This is a genomic window from Agromyces sp. NPDC058104 (assembly GCF_042884835.1).
Lineage (GTDB): Bacteria > Actinomycetota > Actinomycetes > Actinomycetales > Microbacteriaceae > Agromyces.
In genome coordinates this window covers 80132-94064 of sequence record NZ_JBHVTD010000005.1, presented here as the reverse complement: position 1 = coordinate 94064, position 13933 = coordinate 80132, and the positions used below count along the sequence as shown (strand labels likewise).

At 73.6% G+C, this 13933-nt stretch carries 12 protein-coding genes; 2 read left to right on the top strand and 10 right to left on the bottom strand.

The genetic code is table 11. The annotated features are described in order from the left end of the window. Nucleotides 1-47 precede the first annotated feature (47 nt). A complete protein-coding gene (gene infC, locus ACFVTH_RS19060) occupies nt 48-668 on the bottom strand; it encodes a translation initiation factor IF-3 (protein WP_387094532.1) in 621 nt (206 codons plus the stop codon). A 249-nt stretch (nt 669-917) separates the two neighbouring features. Here infC and ACFVTH_RS19055 point away from each other — a divergent pair, with 249 nt between their 5' ends. Beyond that, nucleotides 918-1316, top strand: a complete 399-nt coding sequence (locus ACFVTH_RS19055; protein ID WP_386942133.1) for a DUF1844 domain-containing protein — start codon at nt 918-920, stop codon at nt 1314-1316. 33 nt (nt 1317-1349) lie between these two features. On the opposite strand, the gene ACFVTH_RS19050 is transcribed toward ACFVTH_RS19055, so the two are convergent. The 9 genes from ACFVTH_RS19050 to ACFVTH_RS19010 all read right to left on the bottom strand — a co-directional run bounded on the left by ACFVTH_RS19050 (nt 1350) and on the right by ACFVTH_RS19010 (nt 12919). Further along, nucleotides 1350-2144 (bottom strand): DNA-formamidopyrimidine glycosylase family protein, encoded by a 795-nt coding sequence (locus ACFVTH_RS19050; protein ID WP_387094479.1) that lies wholly within the window; start codon nt 2142-2144, stop codon nt 1350-1352. After that, nucleotides 2131-6705 (bottom strand): ATP-dependent helicase, encoded by a 4575-nt coding sequence (locus ACFVTH_RS19045; RefSeq protein WP_387094476.1) that lies wholly within the window; start codon nt 6703-6705, stop codon nt 2131-2133. Before ACFVTH_RS19045 ends, ACFVTH_RS19050 begins: the two co-directional genes overlap by 14 nt. Nucleotides 6706-6834: 129 nt before the next feature. After that, entirely contained in the window at nt 6835-8265 is a 1431-nt protein-coding gene (locus ACFVTH_RS19040; RefSeq protein ID WP_387094474.1) for a pyridoxal phosphate-dependent decarboxylase family protein, read from the bottom strand. Between the two features lie 126 nt (nt 8266-8391). Continuing rightward, entirely contained in the window at nt 8392-9219 is an 828-nt protein-coding gene (locus ACFVTH_RS19035) for an SseB family protein (RefSeq protein ID WP_387094471.1), read from the bottom strand. Then, on the bottom strand, nt 9203-9949 hold the full coding sequence (priA, locus tag ACFVTH_RS19030) for a bifunctional 1-(5-phosphoribosyl)-5-((5-phosphoribosylamino)methylideneamino)imidazole-4-carboxamide isomerase/phosphoribosylanthranilate isomerase PriA (RefSeq protein ID WP_387094468.1): 747 nt from the start codon (nt 9947-9949) through the stop codon (nt 9203-9205). The genes ACFVTH_RS19035 and priA overlap by 17 nt, the downstream gene beginning before the upstream one ends. Nucleotides 9950-10064: 115 nt before the next feature. Then, the gene (gene hisH / locus ACFVTH_RS19025; protein ID WP_387094465.1) at nt 10065-10703 is read right to left on the bottom strand and encodes an imidazole glycerol phosphate synthase subunit HisH; all 639 of its coding nucleotides are present in this window, start codon (nt 10701-10703) and stop codon (nt 10065-10067) included. Next, complete coding sequence (hisB, locus tag ACFVTH_RS19020) at nt 10700-11314, bottom strand: imidazoleglycerol-phosphate dehydratase HisB (protein ID WP_387094462.1); 615 nt, start codon at nt 11312-11314, stop codon at nt 10700-10702. Before hisB ends, hisH begins: the two co-directional genes overlap by 4 nt. Continuing rightward, on the bottom strand, nt 11311-12426 hold the full coding sequence (locus ACFVTH_RS19015) for a histidinol-phosphate transaminase (RefSeq protein WP_387094459.1): 1116 nt from the start codon (nt 12424-12426) through the stop codon (nt 11311-11313). The genes hisB and ACFVTH_RS19015 overlap by 4 nt, the downstream gene beginning before the upstream one ends. A gap of 67 nt (nt 12427-12493) precedes the next feature. After that, nucleotides 12494-12919: a LysM peptidoglycan-binding domain-containing protein gene (locus ACFVTH_RS19010; protein WP_387094456.1), complete on the bottom strand. Its 426-nt coding sequence runs from the start codon at nt 12917-12919 to the stop codon at nt 12494-12496. Nucleotides 12920-13176: 257 nt separating this feature from the next. Between ACFVTH_RS19010 and lexA the strand changes: the two genes are divergently transcribed. Further along, nucleotides 13177-13860: a transcriptional repressor LexA gene (gene lexA, locus ACFVTH_RS19005; protein WP_387094453.1), complete on the top strand. Its 684-nt coding sequence runs from the start codon at nt 13177-13179 to the stop codon at nt 13858-13860. Nucleotides 13861-13933: the final 73 nt, after the last annotated feature.

Here is a 13933-nt window from a genome sequence, read left to right as displayed (position 1 = left end):
TTTCTCCTTGGTTCTGCCGTCACGCGAGTGACGGACGGGGGTGTTGGCTAAGCCTCGGTCGACTCGGCCGTCCGCGACTCGGCGTCGGCCGGGGCATCCGCCGCCGGTCGCACCTTCGCCGCAGCACGCTGTGCATTCGCCTCGGCCTTGGCCTCGGACTTGTTCTTCAGGGGCGCGATGACCATGACCATGTTGCGGCCGTCGATCGTCGGGTTGTGCTCGACCGTGCCGAACTCCACCACGTCTTCGGCGAAGCGCTGCAGGAGGCGGACACCCATCTCGGGGCGCGACTGCTCGCGGCCGCGGAAGAGGATCATCGCCTTGACCTTGTCGCCGGCCTTCAGGAAGCCGACGGCGCGCTTCATCTTGGTCTCGTAGTCGTGCTTGTCGATCTTGAGGCGGAACCGGACCTCTTTGAGGATGGTGTTCGCCTGGTTGCGCCGGGCCTCTTTCGCCTTCTGCGCAGCCTCGTACTTGTACTTGCCGTAGTCCATGATCTTGGCGACCGGCGGCTTGGAGTTCGGTGCGACCTCGACGAGGTCGAGGTCGGCCTCCTGCGCGAGCCGCAGGGCCACCTCGATCTTCACGACGCCGACCTGCTCTCCGCCAGGGCCCACGAGGCGGACCTCGGGAACGCGGATGCGGTCATTGGTACGGGGATCGCTGATGCGTGTACTCCTCTACTCAAGCTGTCTGTGCGCCGAAGGAGGAGAATTCACGTAGTTCGCGCGGAATCTCACCGCTGCTCGTACGGCACCCTGCCTACTTCCCTGCCGTGACCCTGACGGACCACCGCGTGGAAGCGGAGTGCAATCGACCCGGTAACCTTGATGAAGCGGTATGCGCGGGTGGGAGAATCTCCACTTTCGTACCGGGGAGAAGCCCCGGAGCCCGAAGTAGTCTAGCAGAGGAAGTCTGTGTCACATAGTTCGCCCACCAACCCGGGTTCCGACGAGTCCACCCACCGCTACGAGGAGGCCGTCAACGAGTCGGTCGAGGGCGCGGTCCGCGACATCGCCGACGTGCCCGCCGTCGAGATCATCACGACCGCCGCGGTGCATCTCATGAGCGCCGCCGCCGTGAAGCTCGGACTCGCCGACGACCCCGACGAGCAGCTCGACCTCGACGAGGCCCGCAAGCTCATCAACGCCCTCGCCGGACTCATCACCGCCGGTGCACCCGAGGTCAGCGACATGCACGCGCGATCGCTGCGCGACGGGCTCCGCTCGCTGCAGCTCGCCTTCCGCGAGGCGTCGTCCATCCCCGACCCGATCGGGCAGGGCCCCGGCGAGAAGTGGACCGGCCCCGTCAGCTGACGCCGCGACGGCTCCGGCGCCCCGGCCGCCCCATCAGCGCTGGCAGTTCGGGCACCGGTAGGTGACGCGCTCCTGCGGGTCGTCGCCGGCCCGCACCTCGCGGCCGAGCGAACCGCGCTCGATCGTCGTGCCGCAACGCAGGCACGGCGACCCCGCGCGGCCGTAGACCCACAGTCGACGGCCGCGCCGGTCGACCCCGGTGGTCACGCGCGCCGGACGATCGCGGTTCGCCGCGATCAGCCGGCGCGCGAGCGCCACGACGGCGGGCAGCTCGGGCACGTCGGCCACGAGGCGATCGGGCCGGATGCCGCGGAGGAAGCACAGTTCGTTGACGTAGACGTTGCCGAGCCCGGCGAGGTTCCGCTGGTCGAGGAGGGCCACCGCGATCGGCGTCGCCGGGTGCGCCGCGAGCCGGCGTACCGCCTCCTCCGCGCTCCAGTCGGGGCCGAGCAGGTCGGGGCCGAGGTACGCGAGCGCCTGCTCGTCGTCGGCTCGGGCCAGCACCTCGACGAGCCCCAGCTCGAAGCCGACCGCGACCGACCGCCGGGTCTCGAGCACGACCCGCGCCAGGTGCGCGGGCTGCGGCCAGCGCTCCCCCGGCGCGAGCACGCGCCACTCCCCCTCCATCTTCAGGTGCGAGTGCACCGTGCGCGTCGGCGTGCGGATGAGCAGGTGCTTGCCCCGGGCGAGCACCTCGTCGACGGGCTCGCCCGCCAGGTCGGTCGTCGCGAACGCGGGGACGCGGAAGTCGGTGCGGGTGAGCACCTCGCCCGCGAGCGCCGACCGGAGTCGCGCCGCCGCCTGGTAGACGCTGTCACCTTCGGGCATCGAGCCGCACTCCGCGAGGGGTCTCGCCGAAGCCGACCGCGCCGAGCGCCCGGCCGAAGGGGGTGCCGAGCACGAACGCCCCGTTCACCGACTCGACGGCGAGGCGCCGCACGCGACCCGCGACGACCGTTGCGGCGAGCGCACCCGCGGCGAGCGCGAGCCGCTCGTCGTCGTCGTGATAGACGAGCACCGTCTTGCCGCCGCGTTCGACGTAGGCGATGAGCTCGCCGTCGACGAGCACGACCATGGCTCCAGCCTTGCGTGCCGCGCGGTGCGAGCTCTCGCCCGGCGGCTCGGGCCAGGGCAGTGCCGCGCCGTAGGCGTTGGCCGGGTCGGTCGCGGCGAGCACGAGTGCGGGGCCGGTGTCGCGCCCGGGGCGGGCCTGCTCGGACGAGCCCGCGCTCGACTCCACCGCCGGATCTGCCAGCGCCCGCAGCCGGTCGACCGCGCCGGGAGCGGCGAACTGCGCCGCACCGAGGCGCTCGACGAAGTACCCGCGGCGAGCGCGGCCCGACTCCTCGAAGCCGCGCAGGGTGCGGTAGACGAGGGCGAAGCCGCCGAGCACGCCCTCGGCGACGGCCGCGCCCCGCGTGACGACGCCGTAGCGGTCGAGCATCGTCTCGCCGAGGGCGTGACCGCGACGGGTGGCGTCGGTCTCGGCCACGGGGAGGATCGACCAGCGCCCCGCGACCGACGGCGGTCCGGTACGGCTCGGCATGGTGGCCCGCGGCAGGCTGCGCCCCCGAAGGGCGCGTGCGCGAGGGCTCGGGCGCTGCGGCTTGTGCGCGCTGCGCCCGCCCGCGACGAGGGCGCGCAGCGGGGCCGCGGTGTCGTTCGTCACGAGGCCCGACCAGACGAGCGACCAGAGCGCGTCGACGAGGGCCGCGTCGTCGGGCGGGGCCTCGAACGACCCGGCGGCGCCGACCGCGTCGGCGAGCTGGCGGAAGAAGAAGCCGCCGCCGGATCCGAGTGCGAGCAGCACCTCGCGCTCGAGCGCGTCGAGGTCGACCTCGGGCGACCAGGGCAGGGTCAGCGGAGCCGATTCGGCGAGGTGCAGGCTCACCCACCCGTCGTCGCCGGCGAGCGCGCCCGAGCCGGCCCAGAGCACCTCGCCCGAGCTCATGAGCTCGTCGAGCATCGCCGGCGAGTAGTCGGCGACGCGGGCCGGCAGCACGAGCGACTCCCACGCCGAGGCCGGCAGTCGCGCGCCCTCGAGCTGCTCGATCGCCGAGAGCACGCCGTCGATGCCGCGGACCCCGGTGCCGACACGCTGCCACGCCGGCAGGAACCGGGCGAGCGCGAGCTGGGGCACCGGTTCGATCTCGTGCCGCAGCGCCGCGAGCGAACGGCGCCGGAGCCGGCGCAGCACCTCGGCGTCGCACCACTCGGTCGACGTGCCGTGCGGGCGGAACTCGCCCTCGACCACCCGGCGGTCGTCGGCCAGCCGACGCAGCGCGCCGCGGGCGACGGCCACGCCGACGCCGAAGCGCGCGGCGAGGTCGTCGGCGGTGAACGGGCCGTGGCTGCGGGCGTAGCGGCTGACGAGGTCGCCCAGCGGGTCGGCGACGTGCGCTTCGAACGCCGCGGCGACCCCGGGCGGCACGGGCACCCCGAGCGCGTCGCGCAGCCGCCCGACGTCTTCGACCGCGGCGAGCTGCTCGCGTCCCGCGAAGCCGACGCGGACCGCCCGGCGGGCGGCGACGAGCTCGGCGACCGCCGACGGCGCGTCGGTCTCGGCATCGAGGCGGGCGCCGATCTCGTCGAGCGTCAGCGGGCCGAGGGCGCGCAGCAGGTCGGCGACGCCCTCGACGCCGCGGGCGCGCCGCTCGGGGGCGAGCCGTTGCAGCTCGGCCTCGACCTCGTCGAGCACGGCGGGATCGAGCAGCTCGCGCAACTCGACGCGGCCGAGCAGTTCGCCGAGGAGCGCCTGGTCGATCGCGAGCGCGGCGGCACGCCGCTCGGCGAGCGGGGCGTCGCCCTCGTACATGAAGGCGCCGACGTAGCCGAAGAGCAGCGCGCTCGCGAACGGGCTCGGCGACTCGGTCGTCGTCTCGACGACACGGATCTTGCGGGAGGCGATCTCACCGGCGACGGCGACGAGCGCCGGCACGTCGTACACGTCTTGCAGGACCTCGCGCAGCGTCTCGAGGATGATCGGGAAGGTCGGGTACTCGCTCGCGACCTCGAGGAGCTGGGCCGACTTCTGCCGCTGCTGCCAGAGCGGCGAGCGCTGGCCGGGCCGATAGTGGGGCAGCAGCAGCGCCCGCGCCGCGCACTCGCGGAATCGGCTCGCGAACAGGGCCGAGCCGCCGACCTCCTCGGTCACGAGCGGCTCGAGCTCGGCGGCGTCGAAGACGAACAGCTCGGCGCCGGGCGCCTCGCCGCCCGTGTCGGGGATGCGCACGATGATGCCGTCGTCGGCCGCGATGGCGGCGCCGTCGACGCCGTGCCGCTCGCGCACGCGGGTGCCGACGGCGAGCGCCCAGGGCGCGTGCACCGGCATGCCGTACGGCGAGTGCAGGATGATGCGCCAGTCGCCCAGCTCGTCGCGCGAGCGCTCGACGACGAGCGTGCGGTCGCTCGGCACGGCGCCCGTCGCGGCACGCTGGTCGGCGAGGAACCCGAGCAGGTTCGTCGAGGCGTTCGCATCGAGGCCCGCGGCGGCCACGCGCGCGAGCGCCTCGGGCTCGTCGGCGGAGGAGAGCTCGCGCATGAAGCCGCCGAGCGCGCGGCCGAGCTCGGCGGGCCGCCCGATGGCGTCGCCCTTCCAGAACGGCACACGGCCCGGCTGGCCGAAGGCCGGCACCACGTTGACCCGGTCGAAGGTGATCTCTTGAATGCGCCAGCTCGTCGCGCCGAGCGCGAAGACGTCGCCGACCCGGGACTCGTAGACCATCTCCTCGTCGAGCTCGCCGACCCGGCGGCCGGTGGCGTCGTCGCCGACGAGGAAGACGCCGAACATGCCCCGGTCGGGAATGGTGCCGCCGCTCGTCACCGCGAGGCGCTGGGCGCCCGGCCGCCCCGAGATCGTGCCGCCCTCGCGATCCCACACGACGCGCGGCCGCAGCTCGCCGAAGCGGTCGGAGGGGTAGCGGCCGGCGAGGAGGTCGAGGGTCGCCTCGTACGCCGAGCGGGGCAGGTGCTGGAACGGGGCGCTTCGCCGCACCGTCTCGAACCACGCCTCGACGTCGAGCTCGTCGACCGCGGCGGCGGCGATCGTCTGCTGGGCGAGGATGTCGAGCGGGTTCGCCGGCACCCTGAGGGTCTCGATCCGCCCCGCCAGCATGCGCTCGGAGGCGACGGCGGTGTGCACGAGGTCGGCGCGGTGCTTCGGGAACATGATGCCCCGGGAGACCTCGCCGACCTGGTGGCCTGCGCGGCCGAGCCGCTGCAGCCCGCTCGCGACCGACGGCGGCGACTCGACCTGCACGACGAGGTCGACCGCGCCCATGTCGATGCCGAGCTCGAGGCTCGAGGTCGCCACGACGCACCGCAGCCGGCCCGACTTCAGGTCGTCCTCGATCTCGGCTCGCTGCTCCTTGCTCACCGAGCCGTGGTGCGCGCGGGCGACGACGGGCGGCGCCCCGCTCGTCTGCCCCGACTGGGCCATGAGCGCGGCGGGCGGCCCGCTCGCGGCGGCGGCCGCCACGAGGGCCCGCTGCTCGTCGGCCTCGAGCGCCAGCTCGTTGAGCCGGGCCGTCAGCCGTTCGGCGAGCCGTCGCGAGTTGGCGAAGACGATCGATGATCGGTGCGCGAGCACGCGGTCGAGGATCGCCTGCTCGACGTGCGGCCAGATCGACCCCGTCGCGTCGTCGCTCGCGGGCAGGCGCGCCATGTCTTCGACCGGCACCTCGACCCGCAGCTCGAAGCGCTTCTCGCTCGGCGGGGCGACGACGGTCACCGGGGCCGCGGCAGAGAGGAACCGGGCGACCTCGTCGAGCGGGCGCACCGTCGCGGAGAGGCCAATGCGCTGGGCGGGCTTCGCGAGCAGGGCGTCGAGCCGTTCGAGCGAGACCGCGAGGTGCGCGCCGCGCTTCGTGCCGGCGACCGCGTGGATCTCGTCGATGATGACGGTCTCGACGCCGCGCAGGGTCTCGCGCGCCTGCGAGGTGAGCATGAGGTAGAGCGACTCGGGGGTCGTGATGAGGATCTCGGGCGGCCTCGCGACGAGCGCGCGGCGCTCGGCGGCGGGCGTGTCGCCCGAGCGCACGCCGACCGAGACCTCGGGCACCTCGAGGCCGTGCGCCGCGGCGGTGCGGGCGATGCCGATGAGCGGTGCCCTGAGGTTGCGCTCGACGTCGACGCCGAGCGCCTTGAGCGGCGAGAGGTAGACCACCCGGGTGCCCGCGGTCGCCGGGTCGGATGCCTCGTGGTGCAGCCGGTCGATCGCCCAGAGGAACGCGGCGAGCGTCTTGCCCGACCCCGTCGGCGCGACGACGAGGGCGTGCTCGCCCCGCGAGATCGCCTGCCACGCACCGCGCTGCACCGCGGTCGGCTCGGTGAACGACTCGGTGAACCACGCCCTGGTCGCGGGCGAGAACTCCGCGAGCGCCTCGGTCATGCCTCCATTCAAGCGGATGCCACCGACGCGAGCGCCGAGGCGGGCGCCGGTGCGCCGCACCGGCCCCGCGGGGACGGCGGTCGCGGCGGCGGTGCGTGCTCAGACAGCGGTCGCGGCGGCGGTGCGTGCTCAGTCGGACGCGGCTGCGGCGAGCGCACGCGCGACGGCGTCGACCGTGCGGCGCACCTCCGCGGCATCCGTGCGCCAGTTGCTCACCGAGAAGCGCACGACGGCGCGATCGTGCCAGCGCGACGTCATCGCGAGCACCTCGCCCTCGGCCCAGAGCCGCTCGCTGAGCGCCGCGGTCGCGGCGTCGTCGGCGAGCGCGATGCAGACCTGGGTGAAGACGACCTCGTTCAGCACCTCGACGCCGGGCAGGCGCCCGACGCCGTCGGCGAGGCCCTCGGCCGCGGCCGCCAGTCCGTCGACGAGCTCGGCGACGCCCGAACGGCCGAGCGCGCGGAGCACCGCCCAGACCGGCACGCCGCGCGCCCGCCGCGAGAGCTCGGGCACGCGCTCGTGCGGGTCGGCGCCGACCTCGGTCGCCTGCAGGTAGCTCGCGTGCATGCTGAGCGCGCGGTGCATGGCGCGGCCGTCGCGCACGATCGCGAGGCCCGAGTCGTAGGGCACGTTGAGCGTCTTGTGCGCGTCGGTCGACCACGAGTCGGCATCCGCCATGCCGTCCGCGAGATGCCGGAGGTTCGGCGACGCCGCGGCCCAGAGCCCGAACGCGCCGTCGACGTGCACCCAGGCGCCCGCCTCGTGCGCGGCGGCGATCGCGTCGCCGAAGTCGTCGAAGGCGCCCGAGTGGATGTTGCCGGCCTGGAGCAGCACGATCGCCGGGCCCTCGCCCGCGGCGAGCGCCTCGCGGAGCGCATCGACGCGGATGCGCCCCTCGACGTCGCTCGGCACGACGATCGGCGCCCCGAGCCCGAGGTAGCGAGCGGCGAGGTCGACCGTGCCGTGCCGCTCCTCGCCGGCGAGGTACCGGATGCGCGGTGCGCCCGCGAGCCCGTCCTCCGCGACGTCCCAGCCGACCCGGGCGAGCACCTCGTCGCGCGCCGCGGCCATGCAGGTGAACTGGGCCATCGTCGCCCCGGTGGTGAAGCCGACCTCGCTCCCCCGCGGCAGCCCGAGCAGGTCGACGAGCCACATGCCCGCGAGTTCCTCCGCCGCGGCCGCCGCCGGCGTGATCGTGCGCAGCCCGGTGTTCTGGTCCCAGCTCGACACGAGCCAGTCGGCGGCGAGCGCCGCGGGCTGCGTGCCGCCGATCACCCAGCCGTAGAAGCGCGGCGAGCCGATCGCGATGAGCCCGGGCTCGGCTGCGACGGCGAGGTGGTCGATCACGGCCGCCGCAGGCTCACCGTGCTCGGGCAGCTCGCGGCCGAGCCGGTCGAGCATCTCCTCGGTCGTCGCGCGGGGCGGGACGGCGCGCTCGCGCACGCCGTCGAGCCACGCGCGCGCGTGCAGCACGGCGCGGTCGAGTGCGGCGCCGTAGCCGTCGTCGTCGCGGCGGTCGCCGCCGTCGTCTCGTCGTTCCGTGCCGGGCTGATCGGTCATGGCCGCACCTGATTCCGCGCCGTCGCGCCCTCCGATCATGCTCCCCCGGCCGGTCGGGCGGCAAGCCACCAGAACGGGGTCGCCGCGCACGGCGCGACCCGGGAACGCGTCGGGCTCGCGTCGGGCTCAGGCGTCGGATGCCGCGGCGACGAGTTTCACCGCGAGCGAGTCCACGCCCGTGGCGATCGCCTCGTCGGCCGCCCAGCGGTGCGCCAGCCGGGTGGTCGTCGCGTCGAGCGCCTCGCGGCTGAGGCCGGCGACGAGCTCGAGGCGCACGATCAGCTCGGGGCCGGCGAGCCTCGCTTCGGGGTCGCCCGCCAGGAGCGTCACCCCGAGCACCGAGAGCTCGCGCTCGGCCGCGCGCGCGAACGCGTCGCGCACGGCCTCGGACTCGAACGGAGGCAGCCACGGCAGCGACTGCGCGACCGCCCAGACGGCGGGACGCCGCAGTACGAACTCGCCGGGCGACCCGGGGTCGAGCACGACGAGCTCGGTGCCGTCGTCGGCGGCCGCGAGCGCGACGCGCACTCCGTCGGCCGGCACCGGCCGCGCGACCGGATTCCATCGCGACATCGCCTCGACCGAGGAGAACACCGGCAGCACCGCACGCCCGTCGGGACCGGCGACGGTGACGATCGAGAGCTCCTGGCTCTTGTCGACCGCGAGCCCGTGCGCGCCCGTCTCGGTGCCGCCGTCGCCGAGCTCGGCGAGCAGCGGGATCAGCAGGCGCGAGCCGGCGAACGCTCGGACGACATCGGCCTGACCGCCCTCGCCCGCGCGGAACCGCTCGATCGCCGCCGCGAGCCCGGCCGGAGCGCTGCCGTCGTCGGCGGCGTGCGGGTTCGCCTCGAACGAGCGCCCCGCCCACGGCACGCCCGCGGAGTCCGCGGCGGGCGGCCGGGGCGCCGTGGCATCCCCGTGCGCGCCCGCCCGGTCGTCAGCGTGAGGCGACATCCAGCGCCTCGGCCAGCGTGAACGCGCCGGCGTAGAGGGCCTTGCCGACGATCGTGCCCTCGAGGCCGAGCGGCACGAGCTCGCGCAGCGCCACGATGTCGTCGAGGCTCGAGATGCCGCCGGAGGCGACGACCGGCCGCTCGGTGCGCTCCATGACCTGGCGGAGCAGCTCGAGGTTCGGGCCCTGGAGCGTGCCGTCCTTCGTGACGTCGGTGACGACGTAGCGGGCGGCGCCCGCCTCCTCGAGGCGGTCCATGACCTGCCAGAGGTCGCCGCCGTCCTTCGTCCAGCCGCGGGCGGCGAGCGTGGTGCCGCGCACGTCGAGGCCGACCGCGATCGCCTCGCCGTACTGGGCGATGACCGAGGCGGCCCACTCGGGGTTCTCGAGCGCCGCCGTACCGAGGTTGATGCGCTTCGCACCGATCTCGAGTGCGTGCTCGAGCGACTCGTCGTCGCGGATGCCGCCCGAGAGCTCGACGTTCACGCCGCGCACTTGACGGATGACCTTCTTCAGGATGCCGCCGTTCGACCCGCGACCGAAAGCCGCGTCGAGGTCGACGAGGTGGATCCACTCGGCACCCTGGTCGGCCCAGTCGACGGCCGCGTCGACCGGGTCGCCGTAGTTCGTCTCGGTGCCGGCTTCGCCCTTCGTCAGGCGGACGGCCTTGCCGCCGGCCACGTCGACTGCCGGAAGCAGCACGAGGCCGGGGGTCTTGTTGAACTCACTCATCACTGTCCTCGTTCGCGGAATGCCGCCGGGAAATCGACGGTCGGCACAGTCACAGAATCTTAGTCGCCTCCCGCTCGAGCGACGTGTTCGTGACGGGCCTGGTCTCGGCGGGTCGTCAGCCGAGGGTGCCGATCCAGTTGGACAGCAGCCGGATGCCGGCCTCGGCGGACTTCTCGGGGTGGAACTGGGTCGCCGAGAGCGGGCCGTTCTCGACCGCGGCGAGGAAGGAGCCGCCGTGCTCGGCCCAGGTCAGCTTGGGTCCCGGGAAGGGCGGGATCACGTCGAGGTGCCACTCCTGCGCCGCGAAGGAGTGCACGAAGTAGAAGCGCTCGTCCTCGATGCCGTCGAACAGCACCGAGCCCGCGTCGGGCGTCACCGTGTTCCAGCCCATGTGCGGCAGCACCGCGGCCGGGAGCTCGGTGACGCTGCCCGGCCACTCGCCGAGCCCCTCGGTGTCGACGCCGCGCTCGACGCCGTGCTCGAAGAGCACCTGCATGCCGACGCAGATGCCGAGCACCGGACGGCCGCCCGCGAGGCGCCGATCGATGATCTCGTCGCCGCGCACCGCGCGAAGCTGCTCCATGACGGCCTTGAACGCGCCGACGCCCGGCACGAGCAATCCGTCGGCCTCGCTCGCCGCGCGGCGGTCGGACGTGACCTCGACCTCGGCGCCCGCGGCCTCGAGCGCCTTCGCGGCCGAGTGCACGTTGCCCGAGCCGTAGTCGAGCACGACGACGCGACGGGTGCCCCTCACAGCGCGCCCTTCGTCGACGGGATGCCGGTGACGAGCGGGTCGAACGCCTTCGCCTGGCGGAACGCGCGCGCGAACGCCTTGAACTCGGCCTCGGCGATGTGGTGCGGGTCGCGGCCGCCGAGCACGTTGACGTGCACGGTGAGCCCCGCGTTGTACGTGATCGCCTCGAAGACGTGGCGCACCATCGACCCCGTGAAGTGGCCGCCGATGAGGTGGAACTCGAAGCCGGCGGGCTCGCCCGTGTGCACGAGGTAGGGACGACCAGAGATGTCGACGACGGCCTGCGCGAGCGCCTCGTCGAGGGGCACGAGTGCGTCGCCGTACCGCGAGATGCCGCGCTTGTCGCCGAGTGCCTGCCGGATCGCCTGGCCGAGGACGATGCCCGTGTCCTCGACGGTGTGGTGCACGTCGATGTGGACGTCGCCCGAGGCGCGCACGGTGAGGTCGGTGAGCGAGTGCTTCGCGAACGCCGTCAGCAGGTGGTCGTAGAACGGCACGCCGGTCTCGATGTCGCTCGCACCGGTGCCGTCGAGGTCGATCGAGAGGTCGATGCTCGACTCGCTGGTCTCGCGCTGCACGCGCACCGCGCGGTTGTGGGTCTGGCCGCTCATGCGTCGATCCTATTCTCGGCGGCGCCCGCCGCCCGGTTCGGGGCGAACACGGCGATCGCCTCGAGGAACGCGGTGGTCTCGGCTTCGGTGCCCGCGGTCACGCGCAGGTGCCCCGGGATGCCGAGTTCGCGAATGAGGATGCCCCGCGCGAGGAGCGCCTCGAAGACCGCGTGCGGGTCGTCGACGCCGCCGAAGAGCACGAAGTTCGAACCGCTGCGGTGCGGCGCGAAGCCGAGCCGCGCGAGCTCGACCGAGATGCGCTCGCGCTGGCCGCGGATCTCGTCGACCATCGCGAGCATCTCACCCGAGTGGGCGAGGGCGCCGAGGGCGGCGGCCTGGGTGAGCGCGGAGAGGTGGTACGGCAGCCGGACGAGGCGCAGTGCATCGATCGTCACCGGATCGCCGGCGAGGTAGCCGACCCGGGCGCCCGCGAAGGCGAACGCCTTGCTCATCGTGCGCGAGACGACGAGGCGCGGCCGCCCTTCGAGCAGGGTGAGGGCGCTCGGCGTTCCGGGGTCGGCGAACTCGAAGTACGCCTCGTCGACGATGACGATGCCCCGGGCGGCGTCGGCGACCGCCCGGATCGTGTCGAGGTCGAGCGGGGTGCCCGTCGGGTTGTTCGGCGCGCAGAGCAGCACGAGGTCGGGGTCGTGCTCGTGCACGGCGGCGACCGCGGTCTCGGGCGTGAGTTCGAACTCCTCGTCGCGAGGCGCGGCGATCCACTCGGTGCCGGTGCCCGAGGCGAGCAGCCCGTACATCGAGTAGGTCGGGTCGAAGCCGAGCGCGCGTCGGCCCGGGCCGCCGAAGGCCTGGAGCAGGTGCTGGAGCACCTCGTTCGACCCGTTCGCGGCCCAGATGTGGTCGGGCGTGAGCCCGTGGCCGAGGTAGCCGGCGAGCGCCTCGCGCAGCTCGGTGAACTCGCGATCGGGATAGCGGTTCAGCCGGAGGATCGCCGCCGCGACGCGGGCCACGATGTCGTGGGCGACGTCTTCGGGGATCGGATGCGTGTTCTCGTTGACGTTGAGCGCCACGGGGACGGACTTCTGCGGAGCGCCGTACGGCGAACGCCCTCTGAGGTCGTCACGGATGGGGAGGTCTTCGAGACTCGTCACCGAACCATGCTAGCCACGCGGGCGCAGGCGGTCGGCCCGTGCGACCCCGTGTGACCCGGGGTCGCGATCACTCGCCCGCCGGGACGGCGAGTCGCTGGCCGGGGACGATCGTGGCCTCGTCGAGCCCGTTGAGTCGGAGGATCTCGGCGATCGTGTCGCGCGGGTCGGCGGTGGGGGCGACCGACTCGGCGATCTCCCAGAGGGAGCCGCCCACCTCGACGGTGACGTACTCGAGCGCCGCCCCTGCGCCCGCCCCGGCGACGTCGGCGGCCGCGCCGCCCGCACCCAGGACGAGCGCGAACGCCCAGACGACGAGCGGGAGTGCGGCGAGCGTCGTGAAGACGAACCGGCCGCGGGAGGTCAGCCGCAGGCGCGTGCGGACCGCAGCACCCTCGGCGGCCGCGGTCGCCCGAACGGTGCGTTCGGGCTCGCGGAGCGGCATCGGGCGGGACTGCACCGGGCCGTAGCCGCCGGTCATGATCGCTGCGCTCATCTCACACCTCCTGAGTGAATCGCATCCGGCCCTCGGCCGGGAGGGCCGAATGCGAATCTATGTTCCGAATATATCTTCGAATGAATTCGAAGGCAAGCACCCGGACACCCACGTTCTCGTGCACGAATACCCCGACACACTCGAACGAATGTTTGCCGCACCCCTGCGAGGCGGATACAGTTTCGAATGTCTGGACACAGTGCAACAGACACCACCGACATCCGATCGCGAGGCGATCGCAACGAGGGGCGGAGACCGTGAGCGACAACGACGTGCGTGAGATCGGGAAGGCGCGTCGACGCAAGAGCCTGAGCGCCAAGCAGCTCGCCATCCTCGAGGTCGTGCAGCGCTCGGTCGCGAGCCGCGGCTATCCGCCGAGCATGCGCGAGATCGGCGACGCGGTCGGGCTCTCCTCGCTCTCGAGCGTCACGCACCAGCTCAACCAGCTCGAGCTCGCCGGCTACCTGCGACGCGACCCCAACCGCCCCCGCGCGCTCGAGATCCTCATCGAGGTGCCGGGCCTCGAGGAGCGCACCCCCGCCGCGGGCGAGGCCACGCCCGTCGGCGACGCCGCGATGGTGCCGCTCGTCGGCCGGATCGCCGCCGGCGTGCCGATCACCGCCGAGCAGCAGGTCGAAGAGGTCTTCCCGCTCCCCCGCCAGCTCGTCGGCAAGGGCGAGCTCTTCATCCTCAAGGTCGTCGGCGACTCGATGATCGACGCCGCCATCTGCGACGGCGACTGGGTCGTCGTGCGCTCGCAGCGCACCGCCGAGAACGGCGAGATCGTGGCAGCCATGCTCGACGGCGAGGCGACCGTCAAGGTCTTCCGCCAGCGCGACGGCCACACCTGGCTGCTCCCCCGCAACAGTGCGTTCGAGCCGATCGTCGGCGACCACGCCGAGGTGCTCGGCAAGGTCGTCTCGGTGCTGCGCGCCGTCTGACGCTCACCACGGGTCGGCGCGGGCCGGCCGCACGAACACCCGCGCGCGTCCCACGGAGACGTCGAAGGGGCGG

Excerpts from the sequence above, each read along its gene's own strand:
- ACFVTH_RS19045 (WP_387094476.1), bottom strand. The coding sequence starts at position 6,705 with ATGACCGAGGCGCTCGCGGAGTTCTCGCCCGCGACCAGGGCGTGGTTC.
- ACFVTH_RS19050 (WP_387094479.1), bottom strand. The coding sequence starts at position 2,144 with ATGCCCGAAGGTGACAGCGTCTACCAGGCGGCGGCGCGACTCCGGTCG.
- priA (WP_387094468.1), bottom strand. The coding sequence starts at position 9,949 with ATGAGTGAGTTCAACAAGACCCCCGGCCTCGTGCTGCTTCCGGCAGTC.
- ACFVTH_RS19035 (WP_387094471.1), bottom strand. The coding sequence starts at position 9,219 with ATGTCGCCTCACGCTGACGACCGGGCGGGCGCGCACGGGGATGCCACG.
- hisB (WP_387094462.1), bottom strand. The coding sequence starts at position 11,314 with ATGAGCGGCCAGACCCACAACCGCGCGGTGCGCGTGCAGCGCGAGACC.
- ACFVTH_RS19040 (WP_387094474.1), bottom strand. The coding sequence starts at position 8,265 with ATGACCGATCAGCCCGGCACGGAACGACGAGACGACGGCGGCGACCGC.
- ACFVTH_RS19010 (WP_387094456.1), bottom strand. The coding sequence starts at position 12,919 with ATGAGCGCAGCGATCATGACCGGCGGCTACGGCCCGGTGCAGTCCCGC.